Raw genomic sequence first — 22733 nt, forward strand, 5'->3', positions numbered from 1 at the left:
AATTCCGTCAAAATTATCGAAAAAATTGAACCATTCCTGCTTATATTGCCTACATTAATAGAGTTATTCTCAAATTTGGAGGCATTATGTCAGCACATTCTATGTCATCGTTGACCATGAACGACTGCTTTATTGACGGTCACTGGGTTCCAACAGACAACCGTTTCTCAGTGACTAACCCCGCAACCGGCGAAGTATTAGCCGAAGTTGCCGACGCTGACGACGACCTAACTCAACGCGCCATTAATAGTGCCGAAACGGCGTTGCAAAAATGGCGCAGAACCACGGCCCGCGAACGTGCACTGTTACTGCGTAACTGGTACGAAGCCATGATGGAAAACAAGCAGGCGCTGGGCGAATTAATGAGTGCCGAACAAGGCAAACCCGTTGCCGAGGCAGTGGGCGAAGTTGAATACGGAGCCAGTTTTGTGGACTGGTTTGCCGGAGAAGCAGAGCGCATCAATGGTGATGTTCTACCGCTAACCGATAGCAGCAAGAAGGTTTTGGTTACCAAAGAGCCTGTTGGCGTTTGTGCCGCTGTTACTCCCTGGAACTTTCCCAATGCCATGATCACCCGCAAAATTGCGCCAGCATTAGCGGCAGGGTGCACTATCGTGGTTAAGCCGCCACAATTGACCCCGCTTTCCAGTCTTGCTTTGGCGCAACTGGCCAGCGAAGTCGGCATTCCCGATGGCGTCATTAATATCATTCCAACCAGCGATGCGAAAACCGTCGGCAAACGTTTAGCCACGTCACCTCAGGTTCGTAAACTATCTTTTACCGGCTCTACCGGCGTTGGCAAAATTTTGATGCAACAATGTTCTGAGCACATCACCAAGTTATCACTTGAACTTGGCGGCAACGCGCCGTTTATTGTCTTTGACGATGCTGATGTTGAACAGGCCGCTGAGCAGTTAATTGCCTGCAAGTTCCGCAATGGCGGGCAGACCTGTGTATCGGCAAACAGAGTGCTGGTGCAGCAGTCCGTCGCTGAAAAATTCACCAATGCTTTAGTCAGTAAAGTTAAAGCTTTAAAAGTAGGACCGGGCACAGAAGACAATGTCGATTTAGGTCCGCTTATCGATCAGGACGCGGTTGATAAAGTTCAACGCTTGGTTCTTGCGGCTAAATCTGATGGTGCAACCATAGTAACCGGTGGTTCAGTCATGACCGAACTGGGTGATCTCTTCTACGCCCCAACGGTCGTGACTGGCGTTACCGAGGAAATGGATATCAGTGCCGAGGAAATTTTTGGACCAGTGGTTGCTATCAACACCTTTGAAACAGAAGAAGAAGGCATAGAAAAAGCCAACAATACACCGTTTGGACTGGCGTCATATTTTGCAGCGAAAGATACCGCTCGTATTTTCCGCGTGAGTGAAGCGCTTGAATACGGCATGGTGGGTGTTAACACGGGCGGCATCTCACATGCTTACAATCCGTTTGGCGGTATTAAGGAGTCGGGTGTTGGCCGTGAAGGTTCCAAATATGGTATTGACGAGTATCTGGAATTGAAAACGACTACCATTGGCGGACTTGAATGAACCCGTTTGAAAAGACACTCAAACAATTAAAAAGCCATTTTGACAGCGGGCTCACCCGTCCGCTGTCGTGGCGTTCAAATCAGCTTGAGCAGCTTCAGCGTTTTCTCACCGAAAATGAAAAGTCGTTGTTAAAAGCACTCAAAAGTGACCTCAACAAACACCCTAGTGAAGCCCGCTTAACCGAATTACAATTTCTGCAAAGCGACATTAAACAGACCATTAAAGCTTTGCCGAAATGGAACAAAGCTCGAACAGTCAGTAACCCTTTACTGGCCTGGCCCGCTAACAGTCAGTTAGTTCCTGAACCTTTGGGGACTATATTAATTTTAGGTGCGTGGAACTATCCCTTACAGTTACTGCTTGCGCCGTTAATTGCTGCCATTGCCGCTGGCAATTGTGCGGTAATAAAACCTTCTGAACACGCCACAGCAACAGCCGACTTACTCGCACGCCAGTTGCCCGACTACCTGGATAATTCGGCGATAAAAATAGTCACCGGAGCAGTCACTGAGTCACAACAACTTACCGCACTGCCTTTTGACCATATTTTTTATACCGGCGGTGAACAAGCAGCCAAAGCAATTATGGCCGCTGCCGCTGAAAATTTAACGCCGGTTACGCTCGAGCTCGGCGGCAAAAGTCCGGCTGTCGTTTTAGCTGATGCACCGATTCAGGTCGCGGCCCGTCGTATTGTCTGGGGTAAATTTCTCAATGCCGGCCAAACCTGTATAGCCCCGGATTATGTACTGGCAGAAGACAGTATTAAAGAACAACTCATTGCAGCAATGAAGCAGGAGTTAATTAATTTTTACGGTAAAGATCCTCAGCAAAGCGATGGTTATGGCAGAATCATTCACCAAAATCACTGGCAGCGTCTGACACAAATGCTGGAAGACGAAGACGTGGTTGTCGGCGGCGATTCTGACAAAAACGAGTGTTACATTGCGCCCACCATAGTGGATGGCGTAAAAAACAATAGTGCTTTGATGCAGGAAGAAATTTTTGGCCCAATACTTCCGGTGTTAACCATTAAGTCGGCAGCAGATGCTATTGAAAAAATTCATTGTCATCCAAAACCACTGGCGCTTTACGTTTTTAGTAACAACCCGCGACTGCTCGATTTGTTTACCCAGCAAGTGTCTGCCGGTAATGTTTGTTACAACGACACACTCATGTTTATGCTCAATGATGAAATGCCTTTTGGCGGTGTCGGTCAAAGCGGTATGGGTCGTTATCATGGCAAATGGGGCTTTGATACATTTAGCCACCTAAAGCCGATAATGAAACGCAGTTTCCGGTTTGATGTTGCTTTGCGTTACCCGCCTTACAGCAAATTTAAAGACAAAATCTTGTCCTGGTTTAGTCATTAGCCATTGAAATTCCGAGCTCGTGTCTGCATATCCTTGGTAACCAGAATTAAAATGATTAAACAGTAACAGGAGCACACATAGCTAATGTCCGAATCCAATATCGTTAACGTTGACTTGCAAAATTTCCAGCAGGTTTTGCTGGAAGGTTCAAAAGAAAAACTGGTTATTATCGATTTTTGGGCAGATTGGTGTGAGCCTTGCAAACAGTTGATGCCAGTACTTGAAAAACTGGCCTCGCAGTACAGTAACCAAGTTATTCTGGCTAAAATAAACTGTGATGAACAACAGGAGCTGGCCGGACAGTTTGGTATTCGCAGTTTACCTACTGTCGCCTTTTTCAAAGACGGTCAGCCGGTTGACAGTTTCGGCGGAGTGAAAACCGAAGGTGAAATTCGGGAAATTCTTGATAAGCACCTGCCAAGCCCATCAGATGACTTAATTCAGCAGGCTCAGACAGCAATGGCTGAAGGCGATGCCAATCAGGCCTATACCCTGGTCAAACAGGCCTACGATATTGATAGCAACAATATGCAGGCGCTGAAACTTTTAGCCGAAGCCTCGGTGGACGCCGGCCGACTTGATCAGGCTAAAGAGCTCATTGCTAAAATTCCTATGGTGGAGCACGACAGCGATTATCAACGCATCAAAGGTAAATTTGAGTTAGCGGAGGATGCTGCTGACTCGCCGGAACTAAGAGCACTGCAAGAGCAAGTCAACAGTCAACCCAATGATTTAGCTTTAAAGCTACAGCTGGCTCTTAAGTTTCACGAAGCGCACCGCGATGAAGAAGCACTGCAATTGGTTTTCACCGTACTGAATAGAGACGTTAATTTTACCGACGCAAAAAAATATGCACTGGACATTATTAACGCTTTGCCTGACGGTGATCCGCTGGCTGCAATCTATCGTAGAAAGCTTTATAGCACTATGTATTAATGGCTGTTCACAGCAACTTTGGCCGACTTCCCCAGTCGGCTTTTTTTTATTATGACCTTTCACGATAATCGAGTCATGCAAGAAACCTATAACCAACAGCTTCGCTCTGGTGTACTGCAAGCCGATGACTATCAACACCTTGCTGTACAGGCCCTGCAGCAGCGGCTGAATGAACTTGCCCGGGGCAACAAAGTAGAAAGCCTTTATCTGTTCGGCCCGGTCGGCCGGGGCAAAACTTTATTGATGGACATGTTCTATCAACGTCTCCCCAAAAGTCAGGCGATACGACTGCACTACCACCATTTTATGGCCAGGATCCATCAGGAACTTAACCAATACCAAGGGGAAACCGACCCCATGCAGGTCATAGCCGAATTCTGGGCTCGTCGCTACTCTATTATTTGTCTTGATGAATTTTTTGTTGAAGACATCGGTGATGCCATGATTTTAGCGCGCCTTTGGGAACAACTGTTTCACCAAGGTGTCAGCTTAGTCACAACCTCAAATGCACCGCCGGATGAACTTTACAAAGGGGGCTTGGCGCGTCACCGATTTGAACCCACGATAGATTTACTGAATAAAGAGTGCGAGTGCCTGGATTTAGGTTTCGGCATTGATTATCGACGCCTCAAAAACACAGACTGGCCTTATTACCTGAAGCACGGAGAGCTAAAACAGTTACGCTCGGTTGCCGAAAAGCAGTTTGGCAAAACCAAACCATTATCGTCTGTTACGGTTATGAACCGGCAGGTTCACTGCCTATGGCGAAATGATAGCGTCATTGGCTTCGACTTTATGGCACTCTGCTCAGGCCCAAGAAGCCAACGTGACTATATGGAATTAGCCAATACATATTCTGCCATTGCTGTGCACCATGTTCCTGCGTTCACTTATTTACCCGACAAAGAACTGGTACACGGCGTTGAAGAAACCTATCAGCGCGAACATCAAGAAAATATTGTCAGCCGGCTAGATAACGAAGCACGGCGTTTTATTGCATTAGTTGACGAGTGTTATGACCGCAGGTGTCTGCTGATGATTACCGCAGAAACCGACATCGATAAACTTTATCAGGCCAAACAACTGGCTTTCCCGTTTAGGCGTTGTGTTTCGAGGCTTTTTGAGATGCAACAGTGGGAACATTCAGCAAAAGAAAACACGCTGGTAAAAAGACGCCAATCTGTTCCAGAGAGCTAAATTCCCTGTATTCACCAGCGTGTTAAAACTGAGTTATAAAAAGGTTATATTATTTCTAACAAATTCCAATATTACAATTGTAATGAATGTTAAAATATTTTTTGTTTCCAGGCCAAATTTCCCGCATTCTGCCGCACAAACAGCCATTCCTCGCTTGCCGTTAAATTGCCGCCTTGCTAGGATTGCTGAAATTTGCTGAACAGCAGCGCTTTAAAAGCGTTAAAACAATAACCAAAAAGAAGGTTCAGAATGAGCGAACAACGCGATCAATTTAGCTCTAAGATTGGCTTCATATTAGCGGCGGCAGGTTCTGCCGTCGGTATTGGTAACCTGGTTGGTTTCCCTGTCGCTGCAACCAAGAATGGTGGTGGTGCGTTTTTAATCATCTATGCGTTGTTCGTTGTTTTTATCTGCATTCCGGTCATGCTCGCCGAAATGGGTTTGGGCCGCCGTGCTCAAAAAAACCCTTTAGGTTCTTACAGAGCATTAGCGCCAAAGAATAACGGTTGGCATATTGCTGGCTTACTGGCTGTTATTACGCCGTTCATGATCGCCGTTTTCTACATGGTCATCACGGTTTGGATTTTGGGTTATCTATGGCATTCAATCATCGGCAATCTCGATATGCTTGCCAACCCGGAATACTTTTCGCAGTTTGTTAACGACTACGGTTTTGTCGGCTTTCTTGTGGCCGTCACTATCATCATCAACGTAATATTAATTGGTGGCGTCCGACAGGGAATAGAAAAGGCCGCCAAGTTCCTCATGCCAGCTTTGTTTATCATGCTTATTTTGCTGGTAATTTTTGTCCTTTCTCTGGATAACGCAGTACTCGGACTGGAGTTTTATTTAGTCCCCGACTTTTCAAAAATTGACGGCTCAGTGATAAACGGTGCTTTGTCACAAGCATTCTTTTCGCTGTCGCTGGGTATGGGCATTTTGATCACTTATGGCTCTTACTTTAGCCGCCGTGATGACATTGTCACTTCCGGTAAATTGGTCGCATTAACGGATACCGCGGTCGCCTTTACCGCCGGTTTAATGACGCTTCCGGCAATATTCGCTATTAACCCGAATACCAATCCAGACTCGCTGAGTGACTCATCGGTCAGTATGATCTTTTCATTCTTCCCCCAAATCTTTATCGCCCTGGAAGGGGTTGTCGGTTATATCGGCGCCAGTATTGCTGCTACGGTCTTTTTCCTGCTGACCTTTATTGCAGCCATTACTTCATTGGTTTCTATTCTTGAAGTTCCGACCGCAGCGGTTATCGAACAGGCTAAAATCAGCCGTAAAAAAGCCCTGCTTTTTATGGGATTAGCCGTTACTGTTTTAACCCTTATTGCCGCCACGTCTTTTGGATTCGTTCCGGCCTTTACCGAGTTTACATTCTACGCAGACACGCCTAAATCGGTTTTTGATGTCATTTATGACGTTTTTTACGATACTATTTTGCCACTGAATGGCTTATTGATTTGCTTGTTTGTCAGCTTCCACTGGCGCCGTAAAAATCTGGATGCAGAGCTTGCCGAAGGGAACCCGGGATACCCGAACACACTATTGGCTAAGTATGTGCGCTTATCCATTAGCACCTTTATTCCATTGATATTAGCAGCAGTCTTTCTTAATACGGTGCTAACTAAGTTCTTCGCAATCTCTATTTTCTAATATGCTAAAACGCAGCGGTTACCGAAAACTTGAACTGCTGCAAACTGCGAGCCTTTGGCGGCAACACTGCCAGGCTCGCTCTGACCTTTCTATCTATTTATCAGACACCGATAAACAAGCGGACGCCGCACTTTCACGTTACCGCGACTATCTGGGACATGAGTTTGAACAGGTCTTTATAGATTGTAATGAAAGTTTGCATGCCGACGCCATTGCCGCACTTTGCGGAACCGTAATGGCAGGCGGTCTGCTATCTATCTTACTCCCCCGTGAAGACAATCCGATGAGCCAGCGCATGGCAGATTTTACCACTGAGGTTTATCACAATAAGGTGAATGACCGCCCTCCGCAAATGCTTGTAAAAACAGAGGGGTCTGAAACGACACCGCACCTTACCAATGAGCAGCAAGCCATTTTACAGAGACTGAATAAGACCCGACACGATAAAGCCCAACAAGCAACAACACACATCATCACAGCTGAGCGCGGGCGCGGTAAAAGTACCTTACTGGGACAGGCTCTCGCCAACACCAAAGATCAGCAAACTATTATTGTAACGGCGCCGCGAAAAGCCAATGCCAAAGTTCTGCTGCAACAAGCACCAGAATCCCGATTCGTTGCCTGGGACAAATTACTGCAGAAACCGGATAACCCTGATATTCAATTAATTATTGATGAAGCGGCCGGTTTACCGCTGTGGGCAACTGAAAAGTTGTGCGAAAAATTCACGCCCTGGCTACTTGCAACAACGGTCGCTGGTTACGAGGGCTGTGGTCGGGGTTTCGCTGTTCATTTTACCGACTGGGCGAAAAAAAATTTACCGCAGGTAAGTGTGCACCAATTAACACAGCCACTACGCTGGCCTGTCAATGACCCGTTAGAGCAATGGTTGACGGAAACCTTCCTTCTGCATGAACAAGCCGTAACAGCTTCATCAGACTCAACAACAGGGACCTTTATTAAACCCGCTTCTGAGCTTGATGAGAATCTGCTACAACAATGCTTCCAGCTTTTGCTCAACGCTCACTATCAAAGCAGCCCTAATGATCTTAACCTGCTGCTGACCGAACCTGCTCATAGACTCGCCTACCAATGTGAACGCGGTAAAGTGATTGCGGTTGCATGGCTGATGAGCGAGGGCCCTGTCAACTCGCCGCTAAAAGAAGAAATTAAGCTTGGCAGACGGAGGCCAAAAGGAAATCTGTTACCGCAGGCTATTGGTTACTTTCTTCAACAAGAATGGGCTATGGATTTACGGTGGCTGCGAGTAGGTCGTATTGCCGTGCCTGAAAACAAAAGGCGCCATAAAGCAGGTTCAAAGCTACTGACCGACGTTTCGTTATGGGCAAAAAAACACAACTACCAAATGCTCGGGACCAGTTTCGCCTGGTCATCGCAGTTAGATAACTTTTGGAGACAAAACAATTACCTGCCCTGGCGCTTCAGCAGTCGTATTGATAGCGTATCAGCACGCCCTGCCGCCATCTATGTTTACTCTCTTTCCCCCTCAGTTAATGAGCAATGCCAGTTACTCAATTTATGGGGCCAACAACAACTGCAGTGGTTATCAAAAGGTAAAGAAGCACTAGACTCAACTGAGCCACTGGGTAGTGTCAGAACTGCTATCATTGAATCCTACGTGGCTAAAGCAGTTCCTTTCGATGCTGCTCATTTTGCTTTGGCACAATGGTTTTATTGGCAGCATAAAGAGCACCCTCTGACAAACTTACTGTGCCAACCGGACACTACCCTAAAGCACCTCGGTCATTATTGGGGCGGGAAATCACAGCGCCAGGCAAATGAAAATCTCTGTAAAGAAGTACGGTCACTGCAGTAATGAGCCTTGTCGTTTTATCAGCAAATTTCTATCATCAGCACAGAACCTCAACAGAACCCCATTACCATGACGCGTTATTCCGCTTTTATTGTTTGTGCAACGGTGTTGATACTGAGTGCGTGCAGCTCTTTTGAACCTGACGAGAAGCCGCCGAAAGGCCCTTATCCAGAAACAAAAACTGTCGACCAAAAGGATGACTATCACGACACTCAAGTTAACGACCCTTACCGTTGGTTAGAGCAGGATAACAAAGAGGTTAAAAACTGGGTTGATGCACAAAACCAGTTATCAACCCCTGCATTACAAAAACTTCCTGCATTTGCGGACATTAAAAACCGCATGACAACGTTATGGAATTACGAAAAAGTCAGTACGCCGTTTCGCTATGCAGATAGGTACTTTTATTTCTCTAACGACGGCTTACAGAATCAGGCCGTTCTTTATACAAAGACGGACTTAAACAGCGCCCCCGATGTGCTTATTAACCCCAACACACTCAGTGATGACGGAACCGTTTCATTAGCCCGCATTCGTGTTTCCCCCAAGGCGCAATATATTGCCTACGCTACATCAGATGCCGGTAGCGACTGGACGGAAATAAAAGTCCGTCATATTCAGTCAGGAAAAGACACTACCGATATTATTAAAGGTGTTAAGTTCACTGACGTAGCATGGCTTCCAAATGAGCGCGGTTTTTATTACAGCCGTTATCCGCAGCTCGAAGATGGCCGTTTTGATGACTCCAAACCGGTTAGCGTCTACTTCCACAAACTGGGCACTGAGCAAAGTGACGACCAACTCATCTTCGCTTTTGATAATAAACCAGACTGGAACCCCTACGCCAAAGTATCAGACGACGGTCAGTACCTGTTAATTGATGTGTTTAAAGGCTATGACGCCAATGCGGTATATATTCGCCCGCTAGCACAAGAGAATGCCTCATTTGAAGGTTTGTTCACAGGTTGGGACGACCACTACCAATACGTCACCAGCCACAAAAAGCAGCTTTACTTTAAAACCACTAATGAAGCAGCAACCGGGCGCGTTATTGCCGTTGACCCAAAACAGCCGGCAGTTGAAAACTGGACAGAAGTCATTGCCGCTAAAACTCATACATTAAAAGAAGTGAACGCCATAAACGGACAACTAGTTGCTCACTATTTGCAGTCAGCCCGCTCTCGAGTGGCTATTTTTGATATTGACGGCACTATGCTGCAAGAGCTGGCATTACCCGGTATTGGCTCTGTTGAGGGCTTCAGGGGCAGCAGCAAAGCACCCGACACATTCTTTACTTTCAAGGGCTTTACCGAGCCGGGAAAAGTTTATCGGTATCAAGCTGAACAACAGCGCACAACGCTATGGTATGAAACCAAAGTACCCGCCAACCTGGAGCCGTACACCACTGAGCAGGTAGTATACAATAGTGCTGACAGCACCGAAGTTCCGATGTTTTTAGTACACCACAAGGACATTGAACTGAACGGTCAAAACCCCACGCTTTTATACGGCTATGGTGGCTTCAATATTTCTATCACCCCTGACTTCGATACAACTCGCGTGGTCTGGCTGCAAATGGGAGGTGTCTTAGCTATTCCAAACCTTCGTGGTGGCGGGGAGTTTGGTCAAATGTGGCACCAGCAAGGCACGAAAGAGAAAAAGCAAAACGTATTTGATGACTTTATTGCCGCCGCAGAATGGCTAATAAACAACAACTACACCAATAAGGACAAGCTGGCAATTCAAGGGCGCAGTAACGGCGGATTACTGGTTGGTGCGACCATGACCCAGCGCCCTGAGCTGTTCGCCGCTGCACTGCCTGCTGTCGGTGTACTGGATATGCTGCGCTATCATCTGCCCAGTGCCAACGCGCGTGGCTGGAGTAGTGAGTTTGGTTTGAGTGAAAATAAAGAGCAGTTCAAAAACCTCTATGCGTACTCGCCGGTTCACAATACCCAGATCGACACCTGTTACCCGGCCACGCTCATTACCACCGGGACTCACGACAACCGCGTAGTTCCCTGGCACAGCTACAAATTTGCAGCAACACTGCAACGTGACCAAAGTTGTGATCAACCTATCTGGTTAAATGTAGAAACGCGTGCCGGTCACGGCGCAGGCACCCCTACCTGGATGCGCATAGAACAACAGGCCGAAAACTGGGCGTTCTTACAACAGTATTTAGGTATGAATTCAGAGGCTGTACAAAGCAACGCTTCTGAATGATGATTTCAGAAAAATATGCTATCTTTCGCAGCAATTTTAATCGTTAAAAGTTTTCTGTAAAGGATAGCATTCATGTCTAAAGTACTCATTATTGGTGCCGGCGGTGTTGCTGGCGTGGTTGTACAAAAATGTGCCGGTTTACCCGACGTATTTTCTGAAATTCACTTAGCCAGTCGTACGCTGTCAAAATGTCAGGCGCTGCAGGAAAAAGCCGGCAAAGATCGCGTTGTCAGTGTTTACCAGGTCGATGCTGATGACTCAGCCGAAGTTGCTGAGCTTATTCGGGGCATTAACCCGTCACTGGTTATTAACGTTGCGCTTCCGTACCAGGATTTACCTATCATGGACGCTTGCCTGGAAACCGGCGTACATTACCTGGATACCGCTAACTACGAGCCAAAAGACGAAGCCAAATTTGAGTACTCATGGCAGTGGGCTTATCAGGAACGCTTTAAAGAAAAAGGTTTAATGGCGTTATTGGGTGCGGGTTTTGATCCGGGCGTTACCAACGTCTTTACCGCCTATGCCGCTAAACATTACTTTGACGAAGTGCATTATCTGGACATTGTTGACTGTAACGGTGGTGACCACGGTCAGGCGTTTGCGACTAATTTTAATCCGGAAATTAATATCCGGGAAATTACCCAAAAAGGTAAGTACTGGGAAAATGGCGAATGGCATGAAACTGACCCTATCAGCGTGCGTAAAGATCTAGACTACCCAAATGTTGGAGTACGCCCTTCCTACCTGCTTTTCCACGAAGAGCTGGAATCATTGGTTAAGCACTTCCCGACCATTAAACGCGCGCGTTTCTGGATGACTTTTGGCGAGCAGTACCTGACGCATTTGCGTGTCCTTGAAAACGTTGGCATGACGTCTATTCAGCCGGTTGAGTTTGAAGGTCAGCAAATTGTGCCATTAGAATTTCTGAAAGCCGTATTACCAAACCCGGGTTCTCTGGCTGAGGGTTACACCGGCAAAACCTGTATTGGTACTTACGTTACAGGCATGAAAGACGGGCAGGAAAAAACCATCTTCATTTACAACAACACGGACCACGCCCAAACCAACGATGAAGTTGGCGCTCAGGCCGTGTCTTACACTACCGGTGTGCCGGCAATGATTGGCGCGTCGTTAATGTTACAGGGTAAATGGATGGAGCCAGGTGTCTGGAATATGGAGCAATTTAACCCGGACGAGTTCATGGAACGGCTGAGCAAATATGGCTTGCCATGGCAAGTAATGGAATGCGATAAGCCATTCGGCAAGTAACAGAGAAGATAACACATGAGTCAATATACATCGCCGGAAATTCCGTCGCCCTGCTATGTGCTGGACGAGAAGCTACTGCGAAAAAACCTGGAGCTGATGCAAAAGGTACAAGAGCAAAGTGGTGCTAATATTATTCTGGCGCTGAAGGGCTACGCCATGTGGTCAACTTTCCCGTTAATTCGCCAGTATCTTAAAGGCTGTACGGCCAGCTCTGTCTGGGAAGCAAAATTAGCGGCTCAGGAGTTTGCGCGTGAGGTTCATGCTTATGCACCAGCGTATAAACAGGATGATATTGACCAGTTAGTACCACTGGTCAATCACTTGTCCTTTAACAGTATTTCACAATGGCATAAGTACCGTGAACAAGTCGTTAAAGCTGGTGTTTCTATTGGTCTGCGTATTAACCCGGAGCATCAGGAAGCCGAAACCGAGCTTTATGAACCCAGTGCACCGGGTTCTCGCCTGGGTATTCGCGCCAGCGAACTTAAACAACACGACTTAACCGGGGTTGAAGGTCTGCACGTGCATAATCTATGCGAGTGCGATTCTTTTGCTCTGGAACGCACCCTGAACGCTGTTGAAAGCCGTTTTGGTGAGCAGTTAAAGCAAATGAAATGGCTGAACCTGGGTGGCGGACATTTAATGACCCGCACCGGTTATGACGTTGAGCACCTGATAAAACAGTTAAAGCGTTTACGCGAAACCTATGATCTGCAAGTGATACTTGAACCGGGTTCTGCGGTTGCCTGGCAAACCGGCCCGTTAGTCTGCGAAGTGGTGGATATTGTTGAGAATCAAGGGCAAATCGCTTTATTAGACATTTCAGCTACGGCTCATATGCCGGACGTACTGGAAATGCCTTACCGGCCGGCTATAACCGGGGCCGGTTTACCCGCAGAGAAGAAGTTCAGTTATCGCCTGGGCGGTAACAGCTGTTTAGCCGGTGATGTTATCGGTGAATACAGCTTTGATCAGCCGTTAGCCGTTGGTGACCGCTTAATCTTTGAAGATATGATGCATTACACCATGGTGAAAACATCGTTTTTTAACGGCGTTCAGCACCCGGCTATTGGTATATTGCGGGAAAGTGGTCAGTTTGATTGTGTGCGACAATTTAGTTACGAAGATTTTCGCAACCGCTTGTCTTAAGTGCTAAATAGCTAAGTAAAAAATTGAAAAAGCCACTTATTCCAGTGGCCTTTTTGCTTTTTCAACAACCGACGGTGGCATTCTTTCAGCCAACTTTGTCAGCTTTTGCTCGATATCCCGATGGATACTTTCAGTTGAGGTTACCGCATTATGCAGCCAATGGTAGGCTTTTTCGTAGTCATATGGACTACCCTTATCCGCTAACAAAATTTCTGCAAATCGTCTTTGCGCCGGTAAATTCCCAGAAGAGGCCGCTTCACGAAGATACAGGATGGCACGCTCAATATCTTTTTGAACCAGAACACCTTCATGATAATAACGTCCTAACTGCTCCAGAGCTTCCAGTAAACCATGCTGCGCTGCTTTTTCCATATAGAGCAGGCCAAGCTCAGGGTCGCGGTCGTAACAAATGCCCCAGGCCATCATGTCGCCATACAAAAACTGATACGTAGGACGACGTTCAAGTTCAGCCTGAGCCTCAATATCCTGCGCCAGTTGACAGCGATCGGTATCGCGCACACGTGTTAAGTGCGTATTAGTTGCAAACATCTCAATAAGTTCGGCATCCGAGTAGAGCTGCACCGCTTCAACATCCTGCGCCTGAACGTTATTTGCTGCGGTCAGTCCGGCTACAGCAATCAGCATTGGAATGACTGTTTTCATAAGTTTGCCCATGCTCTGTGAATATACTAAACAGCTATATGTTCAGGTTATCGGCACAGAGCCGTAATCCCTTAAATAACAAATCGTCGTAACGACGAAATGCCCAGGACAAAGTTCGCATTAAGTGCTCGCTATCGCCCCCGGTAACAACAATTTCAAAAGGTTCTTCAGAAAAATAACGGGCAGATAAATGAATGGCCTGTGCAATAGCGCCGGTCAATGCCGCTTCGGTTCCCTGCGCAATACCGTCATAAGTATTTTTACCCGCAGCAAGCCCATCGCGCCCAATATCATCTACCGTTATGCCTTTTAAGTTAGCCGCTCCCTGACCCAGAGCATTGAGTATTAACTGCCGCCCGGGCACTATCCAGCCGCCCATATGCTGACCTTTAGCGGTCAGCCAGTCGATGGTTAAAGCCGTGCCGGCATCCACTATCAAGGCATTCGCTTTTACCTGCTCATGACAACCCAGTAATGCCATCCAGCGGTCAGCCCCCAAACGTTCAGGTTGCTGGTTGTAACCGTTTATTACCCCAGCCTGCTCTGTTTTTGTCTTTTGCCAGAGCACGTTGATGCCCAGCTCAGCCAGTGAACTGTTCAATGTATCCATTACCTGAACCGCCGCGACACTGCAGCCAATAGCCTGTTGTTCATGCTGTATTTGCCGGCCACTTACCACTTCCAGCAATAAGTCTTTCAGCGGTTGGCTCAGGTCATTCAGCCAGCTCTGATGAGAGATGGCACCCAGCATTTCAATCTCGTCTGTGTGCGTATTCCACCAGGCAAATTTACTGCGAGTATTACCTGCATCAATTAATAGCATCTTGAGCCCTTAATGAAACTTCACCACCAAAATAACGGCGTACGCCGTGTTCGTCTTCCACCAGCAACGCACCATTTTCGTCAATGCCACGACAGGTTCCTAAACACACTCGCTGTCCCATAATAAGCTTTACCGGTTTATCTAAAAAGCAATCGTACTGCCGCCAGCTTTGCTGAAACGCAGCCAACCCATACTGTTCATATTGCTGCAACGCAGACAATACTGAAGACCTGACCTGTGCTGCAATGCAATTACGTGAAACCAACTGCGGTAACTCAGAGTTAAGATCCGTCCAGGCTTGATCGATATTCCTTCCGACAAACTCCGGCATTCTTAAATTAATACCCATACCAATAATACTGTGCGCAGCGCCTTCCGGTAAGGTTTCCAAATCCACCAAAATACCGGCCACTTTTTTTCCGTTAATATACACGTCGTTTGGCCATTTTACGCTTACCGCTTCAATACCTAACTCGGTAAAACATTCCGCCAAAGCAATACCGACCGCAAGACTCAACCCCATAGCGCCATGAATACCGTCTTCCAATGGCCAATAAACGCTAAAGTAGAGGTTACTGCCAAAGGGTGAAAACCAGTGTTTTCCTCTACGCCCGCGCCCCGCCGTTTGCGCTTCCGCGAAAATAGAAAAGCCAGCGTCTACAGTGCCATCCTGAGCCAATAGCTTGACCTGGTCGTTACTTGAGTCAACCACTGAACGCACCTCAAAGCCCGGTTTTTTGCGCCACTTTGTTGGTGTTTCCTCTTCAATAGCGGCGGCCTGCAGCAGTTCAATAGGCCGGGCGAGCTTATAGCCCCGCCCGGTGACTGAAAACAACTCCAGTCCCAGCTCTTCCAGTTTATGAATGTGCTGATTAACCGCCGCGCGGGATATCGACAATGACTCACCAATTGCCTGTCCGGAGTGGAATTCGCCATTGGCAAGTAAGCGAATCAACTGATCAAGACGTTCCGCCTGCTTCATTTTTCCAGCACCAATTGGATAAGACCCTGCTCTCCTACTAAACGAACCTCAGGCTCCAAAATAATTCCGCTTGCATCAGCCACTTGTTTCATAATGTTTAAAGCCAGTTGAGTAACATCACCACCAATGGCCTGCCCACAATTAATCAGTACCAGGGCCTGATTTGGATTCACCGCAGCTTCACCAACGGTCTCGGTTTTTAATCCCAAATGCTCAATTAACCAACCTGCAGCAACCTTTACCTGGTTTCCGGCAACCGGAAAGTAGACCATAGCCGGCCATTTTTTCAGTAAGTCATCAAGCTGAGCTTTAGGAACAACCGGGTTCTTAAAAAAACTACCGGCATTCGGTATAACTCTAGGATCCGGCAGTTTTTGCTGGCGCACCTCAATCACTTTATCGAAAATTTTCTGCGCACTCACACTACCACTCAATTCAGTAAGAGGAGAATAATGAGTAACGGGCTGCCAGTTTTTGGGTAATCGAAAAACCACCGATGTAATAAGCCAACGCCCCGGATGTTGCTTGAACACGCTGTCGCGATAGGCAAACTCACAACTATCCCGACTCATTTCAACCCAGCATTTTTCTTTAATATCCCACGCTGTAAGCCGCTCAATAAAGGTCGAAACCTCCACCCCATAAGCACCAATATTTTGCACAGGTGCCGCACCTACTGAACCCGGTATCAGAGCCAGATTTTCCAGTCCATCAATGTTACGAGCCCGCAAATCAGTAACAAAGTTATGCCAGTTTTCACCAGCAGCCGCTGTTACAAGGTAGTCCGTATCTTGCTCTTCAATACAAACACCAAGCAACTGGTTACAAATAACCGTCCCCTGAAAGTCATCGACAAACAAGGTATTACTGCCCTCGCCCAGCAAATAATAAGGCTCCTCAAATGACAGTTGTTCAATATCATCACTGCTGTTCAGTTCAACTAACGAGCGACTTTTGGTCGGCAGCCTGAATGTGTGTCGCTCAGCAAGTTCAATCAACTTATGACTCCTTTTATGACTTTCGGGTGCTGATATACTTTAAAAAAGCTTTTAGTGCGGCAGGTTTCGCCGGCTTGGGTAAAAATTGCAGATCATTTTTGCGCGCCGCCTGCTTAACCGCATCGTCACGCATTGCTGTTACTAATGCTGCTGGTATTTGCTGTTGCCAAATATGACGTAACTCCCCGGCCAATTTCAAACCATCACCATCGCCGAGCTGATAATCTAATAAGAGTCCCTGAGGAGCTTTATCACCGCGGTGCTCTTTTGCATAAGCCCGCGCCTTGCGGTAACTGTTAAAGGTCAGAGCTTCGCATCCCCACTTATTCAATAAGGCACTAAGAGCGCTCAGGTTTTCATTGTCGTCATCGACCACCAGCAACTGTAAACGTTCAGAAGGTGCGTCTTCAAGCTGTGCAGCGGACTTGCTGAGCACTTGCGCGGCATTGCCTAAAGGTACCCTCACTGAAAAACACGAACCTTTACCTTCAACCGATTCAACCTGCACCTCACAGTGTAACTGTTCACCCATGCGTTGAGCGACACTCAGCCCCAGACCAACCCCATCAACCGTCTGATTTTTTACACGGTAAAAAGCATCAAATACTTTATTTTGCTGCTGTGCCGCTATGCCGGGCCCGGTGTCCCATACCGCTATTTGAAGTTGTTCTCCGCGCTTACGTACCCCCAACAGAACACTGCCTTGCTGCGTGTATTTTATTGCATTAGACAAAAAGTTCTGCACAATTCGGCGCAAATAGGTCGGGTCGGTAGACACCGGTCTGTCTTTGTAAAAAGCACGAAAATCCAGTTTTCGCTGTTCTGCCAACACTGCGTATTCTTCAACTAATGGGTCCAGCACCGAACTCAACTGAACATGGCGAAACTGCGGTTTTAATGCCCCCTGATCCATTTTAGCGATGGATAACAAGGTGGATAAGAGATGCTCTGTTGACCCTAATGCCGTGTCCAGCTTACCGACTAAAGATAAGTTACGTTCCGACAGTTCTTTTTCCTGAATGGCCGAAAGGTATAACCGCGCTGCATTTAAAGGTTGTAAAATATCATGACTGGCCAGCGCCAGAAAACGTGTTTTCGAGGCATTTGCAGCTTCCGCTTCACCTTTGGCTTTGTTTAATTCCTTTTCAACCTGACGTCGACGGTCAATCTCGGCTGTGAGTTCCTGGTTAATCTCCCGGATTTCTTGTGTGCGAACATCAACCCTTTGCTCAAGATCAATATTGGCATCTTCCAGTGCCTGCTGCGTTTCAACATGCGAGGTAATGTCAGTAAAACTGGTAACAAACCCGCCGGTCGGTAACGGATTCCCCACCATTTCAATCACCCGGCCGTCGGCTCTTCGACGAATAAACCGATGCGCTGAGCCCCTCTGCATATAGCCTAAACGCTTATTGATCAACTCATCGACATTGCCCGGGCCACACTCACCACGTTCAGCGTTATAACGGATAAGCGTGGCAATAGGTTGTCCCGGTTTAACCATGCCCGGCGGATACTCAAATAAATCCAGATAGCGCTTATTCCAGGCAACCAAACGCAATTCCGCATCGACCACACTAATGCCCTGCGCTAAGTTCTCCAATGAACTGAACAAAATGGATTGCTGGGTTTGCAGTGCCTGGGTTGTATCATCAAAAAAGTGAACCACTTCTTCCAGGTTCAGTTGTTTATCGCGCAACGCGGCGTCGATCAAAGAACGGGCAGTCGCTGACCCCAGCACACCGGCAATCGCCCGCTCAACAAAGCTGATAAATGACTTTTCAGCAACGTCTTCCAGCTTAAGTTCGGTATTCTCCGGGCGTTGATAATACTGCATAAGTTGTTGGGCACGTTCAGCCCCCAGAAAAGTTTTTAACAGCAACAACATATCTGCGTTGGTTGCACTGCCATTTTTGTTCAGATGTAAGTCGGGAAGCGCGGCTCTGGGTTTAACAAAGGCGGTTGACTGAATGCGGTCCACTAAACGCGGTTTTGCTAATAGTGAAAAAACAATAAGGCTGAAACTATTAAGACCCAGTGAAACCACGGTTCCGCGGGTAATAATTTCAACGTCCGTTAGCTGCGTATTGGTATAAAGAGGAATGAGTACCGCCATAACCCAGCCTACTGAGCCTGCAGCTAACCCGGCATAGACACCGCGCGCATGACCTTTACGCCAATACAGTGCAGCCAGTAACGCCGGCAGCAACTGTAAAACCAATGAAAAAGCCAGCAAACCAATGCTAACCAGATTTGTTCGTGCCGCCCAAAAGTAGTAACACAAAAAGGACAGAACCATGGTCACAGCAATAGCTACCCGACGAATGAGTAGCAGAGCTCTGTCGTATTCACGGCGTCTGTGTTTTAGCGGCAAACGCGATTCCCGCTGCAGCAAAAGTGGCATGATCACATCATTGGTGATCATGGTACTTAAGGTAACGGAGGCTATAATTACCATAGCCGTAGCAGCCGATATACCACCGATGAAAACAACCAAAGATAGCCACAACTGATCTTTTAACAGTGGTAGCTGCAAGGCAAAGGTTGAACCGTCGGAGCTTGCTGACAAATAAAAGCTACCGGCGATAGCAATAGGTACTATAGCGGCGGCAGTTAACGCCAAATACAATGGAAACCCCCAACGGGCAGTACGTAAATGCCGAACATCCACGTTGTCCACAACCGCTACGTGAAACTGTCTGGGTAAACAGAGAATAGCGCCCGCCGCCATGAAGGTTTGGACGATGAATTCAAATTCGCCAAGCGCGGCAAAAGACCACTGAGGTTTACTGATATCATTAAATGAGCTGATTAAATCAGACTGCGCATCACCATGGATCAGTGACCAGGCAAATATACCCGCCGCCAGCAAAGCGACCAGTTTAATCATGGACTCCACCACAATTGCCAGCATCATGCCGCTGCGATACTCAGTCACCTCAACATGACGTGTACCAAACAGCATAGCAAACACCGCCATCAGGGCCGCTGCTCCTAACTCTTTGATTGAGAACTCCGCCATCATTCCGGAACTTTCCGTCAGTACGGCAAAGCTAATACCTACAGCCTTTAATTGCAGAGCGATATAGGGAATGATGGCAACCGCAGCAATGCCGGTGACCACGACAGCCAACCGCCGCCTTTTACCAAACCGGGAAGAAATAAAATCAGCAATAGAGGTGATATTTTGCTGTTTACTGATTAAAACCAGTTTTTCCAGAATGCTTAAGCCAAATAAAAACAGTAAAATGGGCCCCAGTAGTATGGGAAAAAAGGCCCAGCCATCAACCGCTGCGTTGCCCACCGCACCGTAATAAGTCCAGGAGGTACAGTAAATAGCCAGTGACATGGAATAGACAAAGGGCTTATGACTCATTTTATTAGCCCAGGACCCCGTGCGGTCACCCCAGGTGGCAACTGCAAACAGAAAAATCACATAAGCCAGTGAGGCGAATATCAGTAACCAGGTCATAACTGCAGGCGTTCAGCCACCAGAACTGCCTGGGTACGACTGTAAACGCCCAGTTTTCGAAAAATTGCAGTAATGTGCGCTTTAACTGTTGCTTCAGTTATTCCCAGTTGATAAGCAATTTGTTTATTCAGTAGTCCTTCGTGCAGAAAGTGCAAGACTCTGTATTGCTGCGGTGTGAGTTCGGAAACCTTACGCGCCAGCTGCTGGTCTTCATCAGAAATAGTATCCAGCCGTTCCCTGGTTTCTTTCGGAACCCAGGTGTCACCCTGCAAGATAGTGCCTATGGCTTCGGCAATTTCAGCAGAGGGTAATGACTTTGGAATAAAACCCAAGGCGCCAAAACCAATGCACTTAGCAACAATTGAGGACTCTTCACTGCCGGAAATAATAGCGACAGGCAACAAGGGGTAGTCTTCTCTTACGCGAATAAGACCGTATAAATCGCCACTACCGGGCATGTGCAGATCCAGTAACAACAAATCGACATCGTCGTCTTTGTTTAGCGCCGCCAGGGTTGAGTCTAAATCTTCTGCTTCGCGCAAAGTCAGCTCAGAAAAATAATTCGCGAGAGCGCCCTGCAGCGCCTCGCGAAACAATGGGTGATCATCTGCGATTAAAAATTTCGCCATGAGATTCCAAATTAAGTGACATTATTTATTCATTCGATTTTCTATCAAAGAATCTACCACACTTGGATCGGCAAGCGTAGAGGTGTCACCGAGGTTTTCATGTTCATTAGCTGCTATCTTACGCAGTATACGACGCATGATTTTACCGGAACGGGTTTTGGGCAAACCGGTTGTCCAGTGAATAAGGTCGGGCGTTGCAATTGGACTCAACTCAGAGCGCACCCAGTTACGGAGTTCCTTCGTCAGTTCGTCTGTTATTTCAACACCTTCTACCGGCGTCACATAAACGTAAATGCCCTGACCTTTTAAGTCATGCGGGTATCCAACAATAGCGGCCTCTGCTACTGCTTTATGTGCCACCAATGCGCTTTCAATTTCAGCGGTACCTAAACGATGACCGGAAACGTTCAGTACATCGTCCATACGTCCGGTTATCCAATAATAACCATCGGCGTCACGACGCGCTCCGTCACCACTGAAGTACATACCTTTAAAAGTCGAGAAATAGGTTTTTTCAAAGCGCTCATGATCGCCCCACAGCGTGCGCATTTGCCCCGGCCACGACTCTTTAATAACCAGACCGCCTTCAGCTTCGCCTTCCTGGATAATGCCTTCACTGTTCACTAATGCCGGTTCAATACCAAAAAATGGGCGAGTCGCAGAGCCCGGCTTCAAATCGGTAGCTCCGGGCAATGGCGTAATCAAAATACCGCCGTTCTCGGTTTGCCACCAGGTATCCATAATAGGGCACTTGCTGTTACCAATAGCCCGGTGATACCACTCCCAGGCTTCAGGGTTAATGGGCTCACCCACACTCCCCAGTACACGCAGGCTTTCACGAGTTGATGTTTTAGCAGCTTCATCCCCTTTCGCCATTAACGCGCGAATAGCCGTTGGTGCGGTGTATAAGATATTTACTTTGTGTTTATCAATAATTTCACCAATGCGACCCACCCCCGGGTAGGTCGGAACCCCTTCAAACATCAGAGTTGTCGCACCATTTGCCAGTGGTCCATAAACAATATAGGAATGGCCTGTAATCCAGCCAACATCGGCTGCACACCAATATACGTCACCTTGCTGATAATCAAACACATACTCATGAGTCATTGACGCATAAACCATGTAACCACCGGTGGTATGCACCACACCTTTCGGTTTACCCGTCGAACCAGAGGTGTACAGAATAAACAGCGGATCTTCCGCGTTCATCACTTCGGCCTGGCATTCGTCACTCACGCTGCCGACTAACTCATGCCACCAAACATCGCGCCCTTGCGTCCAGTCAACATCGGCATCAGTGACTCGACACACAATGCTATGCTCCAGCGATGGGCAGGCATCGTCCGCTATTGCTTTATCCACATTAGCTTTCAAGCCAATGGTACTGCCGCCACGTCGACCTTCGTCAGCAGTAATAATAGCCTTAGCCTGGCAATCGTTAATGCGGTCAGCAATGGCATTAGGTGAAAAGCCACCGAAGATAACCGAATGCACCGCACCGATGCGCGCACAAGCCAACATAGCGTATGCTGCCTCGGGCACCATCGGCATATAAATAGCTACTCTATCGCCTTTGCCAATACCTAATTTTTTCAGGCCATTAGCAAAACGGGATACCTCTTTATGCAACTCGCGGTAGTTAATATATTTGTCTACACTAGGGTCATCGCCTTCCCAGATAATGGCGGTTTCATCGGCTTTATCGGCAAGATGGCGGTCGACACAGTTATAACAAGCGTTTAAAGTGCCGTCCTGGTACCACTTAACGCTGACTTTGCCCAATTCGAAGCTGGTATTTTTAACTCTGGAGTAAGGCGTGAACCAAGTCATTCGCTGTCCGTGTTCACTCCAAAAACCTTCAGGATCATCAACTGACCGTTGGTAAAGTTTTTTATAACCGTCATTGTCAATTTTAGCTTTTGTTTTGATATGTTCAGGCACTGAATACAGTTGCGACATTACCTCTT

16 protein-coding genes are annotated in these 22733 nt (G+C 47.3%); 9 read left to right on the plus strand and 7 right to left on the minus strand.

Features of this window, described 5'->3' with window-relative positions:
- Window positions 1-101 precede the first annotated feature (101 nt).
- The 9 genes from L8G48_RS07065 (at window position 102) to nspC (ending at window position 13196) form a co-directional block, all read left to right on the plus strand.
- Window positions 102-1544, plus strand: a complete 1443-nt coding sequence (locus L8G48_RS07065; protein WP_248264181.1) for an NAD-dependent succinate-semialdehyde dehydrogenase — start codon at window positions 102-104, stop codon at window positions 1542-1544.
- The gene (locus L8G48_RS07070; protein ID WP_248263902.1) at window positions 1541-2914 is read left to right on the plus strand and encodes an aldehyde dehydrogenase family protein; all 1374 of its coding nucleotides are present in this window, start codon (window positions 1541-1543) and stop codon (window positions 2912-2914) included. The genes L8G48_RS07065 and L8G48_RS07070 overlap by 4 nt, the downstream gene beginning before the upstream one ends.
- Window positions 2915-2998: 84 nt before the next feature.
- Window positions 2999-3850, plus strand: a complete 852-nt coding sequence (trxA, locus tag L8G48_RS07075) for a thioredoxin (RefSeq protein WP_248263903.1) — start codon at window positions 2999-3001, stop codon at window positions 3848-3850.
- Window positions 3851-3925: 75 nt separating this feature from the next.
- Window positions 3926-5047: a cell division protein ZapE gene (zapE, locus tag L8G48_RS07080; RefSeq protein ID WP_248263904.1), complete on the plus strand. Its 1122-nt coding sequence runs from the start codon at window positions 3926-3928 to the stop codon at window positions 5045-5047.
- A gap of 249 nt (window positions 5048-5296) precedes the next feature.
- Window positions 5297-6715 carry a sodium-dependent transporter gene (locus L8G48_RS07085; RefSeq protein ID WP_248263905.1) on the plus strand — a complete coding sequence of 473 codons (1419 nt, stop codon included), beginning with the start codon at window positions 5297-5299 and terminating at the stop codon, window positions 6713-6715.
- Window position 6716: 1 nt separating this feature from the next.
- Window positions 6717-8552, plus strand: a complete 1836-nt coding sequence (locus L8G48_RS07090; RefSeq protein WP_248263906.1) for a tRNA(Met) cytidine acetyltransferase TmcA domain-containing protein — start codon at window positions 6717-6719, stop codon at window positions 8550-8552.
- A gap of 66 nt (window positions 8553-8618) precedes the next feature.
- Window positions 8619-10775 carry a prolyl oligopeptidase family serine peptidase gene (locus tag L8G48_RS07095; RefSeq protein ID WP_443986715.1) on the plus strand — a complete coding sequence of 719 codons (2157 nt, stop codon included), beginning with the start codon at window positions 8619-8621 and terminating at the stop codon, window positions 10773-10775.
- 72 nt (window positions 10776-10847) lie between these two features.
- On the plus strand, window positions 10848-12047 hold the full coding sequence (locus L8G48_RS07100) for a saccharopine dehydrogenase family protein (protein ID WP_248263908.1): 1200 nt from the start codon (window positions 10848-10850) through the stop codon (window positions 12045-12047).
- A gap of 15 nt (window positions 12048-12062) precedes the next feature.
- Window positions 12063-13196 carry a carboxynorspermidine decarboxylase gene (nspC, locus tag L8G48_RS07105; protein ID WP_248263909.1) on the plus strand — a complete coding sequence of 378 codons (1134 nt, stop codon included), beginning with the start codon at window positions 12063-12065 and terminating at the stop codon, window positions 13194-13196.
- A 36-nt stretch (window positions 13197-13232) separates the two neighbouring features.
- Here the strand turns inward: nspC and L8G48_RS07110 are convergent, their stop codons facing one another.
- From L8G48_RS07110 to acs, 7 genes are read right to left on the minus strand one after another with little or no spacing between them, the layout of a single operon-like run.
- Window positions 13233-13859 (minus strand): tetratricopeptide repeat protein, encoded by a 627-nt coding sequence (locus L8G48_RS07110; RefSeq protein ID WP_248263910.1) that lies wholly within the window; start codon window positions 13857-13859, stop codon window positions 13233-13235.
- 34 nt (window positions 13860-13893) lie between these two features.
- On the minus strand, window positions 13894-14682 hold the full coding sequence (locus tag L8G48_RS07115; protein ID WP_248263911.1) for a type III pantothenate kinase: 789 nt from the start codon (window positions 14680-14682) through the stop codon (window positions 13894-13896).
- Window positions 14669-15664 (minus strand): bifunctional biotin--[acetyl-CoA-carboxylase] ligase/biotin operon repressor BirA, encoded by a 996-nt coding sequence (birA, locus tag L8G48_RS07120; RefSeq protein WP_248263912.1) that lies wholly within the window; start codon window positions 15662-15664, stop codon window positions 14669-14671. Before birA ends, L8G48_RS07115 begins: the two co-directional genes overlap by 14 nt.
- Entirely contained in the window at window positions 15661-16662 is a 1002-nt protein-coding gene (gene murB / locus L8G48_RS07125; RefSeq protein ID WP_248263913.1) for a UDP-N-acetylmuramate dehydrogenase, read from the minus strand. Before murB ends, birA begins: the two co-directional genes overlap by 4 nt.
- 13 nt (window positions 16663-16675) lie before the next feature.
- Window positions 16676-20134 (minus strand): PAS domain-containing hybrid sensor histidine kinase/response regulator, encoded by a 3459-nt coding sequence (locus tag L8G48_RS07130; RefSeq protein WP_248263914.1) that lies wholly within the window; start codon window positions 20132-20134, stop codon window positions 16676-16678.
- Window positions 20131-20763: a response regulator transcription factor gene (locus L8G48_RS07135; protein ID WP_248263915.1), complete on the minus strand. Its 633-nt coding sequence runs from the start codon at window positions 20761-20763 to the stop codon at window positions 20131-20133. Before L8G48_RS07135 ends, L8G48_RS07130 begins: the two co-directional genes overlap by 4 nt.
- A gap of 21 nt (window positions 20764-20784) precedes the next feature.
- Window positions 20785-22725 (minus strand): acetate--CoA ligase, encoded by a 1941-nt coding sequence (gene acs, locus L8G48_RS07140; RefSeq protein ID WP_248263916.1) that lies wholly within the window; start codon window positions 22723-22725, stop codon window positions 20785-20787.
- Window positions 22726-22733: the final 8 nt, after the last annotated feature.

The organism is Idiomarina aminovorans (assembly GCF_023155095.1).
In the GTDB taxonomy this organism is placed as follows: Bacteria; Pseudomonadota; Gammaproteobacteria; order Enterobacterales; family Alteromonadaceae; genus Idiomarina; species Idiomarina aminovorans.

What these genes read in the sequence shown, in the direction of transcription:
- acs (WP_248263916.1), bottom strand. Translation starts at nt 22,725, where the DNA reads ATGTCGCAACTGTATTCAGTGCCTGAACATATCAAAACAAAAGCTAAA.
- L8G48_RS07115 (WP_248263911.1), bottom strand. Translation starts at nt 14,682, where the DNA reads ATGCTATTAATTGATGCAGGTAATACTCGCAGTAAATTTGCCTGGTGG.
- L8G48_RS07085 (WP_248263905.1), top strand. Translation starts at nt 5,297, where the DNA reads ATGAGCGAACAACGCGATCAATTTAGCTCTAAGATTGGCTTCATATTA.
- L8G48_RS07070 (WP_248263902.1), top strand. Translation starts at nt 1,541, where the DNA reads ATGAACCCGTTTGAAAAGACACTCAAACAATTAAAAAGCCATTTTGAC.
- birA (WP_248263912.1), bottom strand. Translation starts at nt 15,664, where the DNA reads ATGAAGCAGGCGGAACGTCTTGATCAGTTGATTCGCTTACTTGCCAAT.
- L8G48_RS07095 (WP_443986715.1), top strand. Translation starts at nt 8,619, where the DNA reads ATGACGCGTTATTCCGCTTTTATTGTTTGTGCAACGGTGTTGATACTG.
- L8G48_RS07090 (WP_248263906.1), top strand. Translation starts at nt 6,717, where the DNA reads ATGCTAAAACGCAGCGGTTACCGAAAACTTGAACTGCTGCAAACTGCG.
- L8G48_RS07065 (WP_248264181.1), top strand. Translation starts at nt 102, where the DNA reads ATGTCATCGTTGACCATGAACGACTGCTTTATTGACGGTCACTGGGTT.
- L8G48_RS07110 (WP_248263910.1), bottom strand. Translation starts at nt 13,859, where the DNA reads ATGAAAACAGTCATTCCAATGCTGATTGCTGTAGCCGGACTGACCGCA.
- nspC (WP_248263909.1), top strand. Translation starts at nt 12,063, where the DNA reads ATGAGTCAATATACATCGCCGGAAATTCCGTCGCCCTGCTATGTGCTG.
- trxA (WP_248263903.1), top strand. Translation starts at nt 2,999, where the DNA reads ATGTCCGAATCCAATATCGTTAACGTTGACTTGCAAAATTTCCAGCAG.
- zapE (WP_248263904.1), top strand. Translation starts at nt 3,926, where the DNA reads ATGCAAGAAACCTATAACCAACAGCTTCGCTCTGGTGTACTGCAAGCC.
- L8G48_RS07100 (WP_248263908.1), top strand. Translation starts at nt 10,848, where the DNA reads ATGTCTAAAGTACTCATTATTGGTGCCGGCGGTGTTGCTGGCGTGGTT.
- L8G48_RS07130 (WP_248263914.1), bottom strand. Translation starts at nt 20,134, where the DNA reads ATGACCTGGTTACTGATATTCGCCTCACTGGCTTATGTGATTTTTCTG.
- L8G48_RS07135 (WP_248263915.1), bottom strand. Translation starts at nt 20,763, where the DNA reads ATGGCGAAATTTTTAATCGCAGATGATCACCCATTGTTTCGCGAGGCG.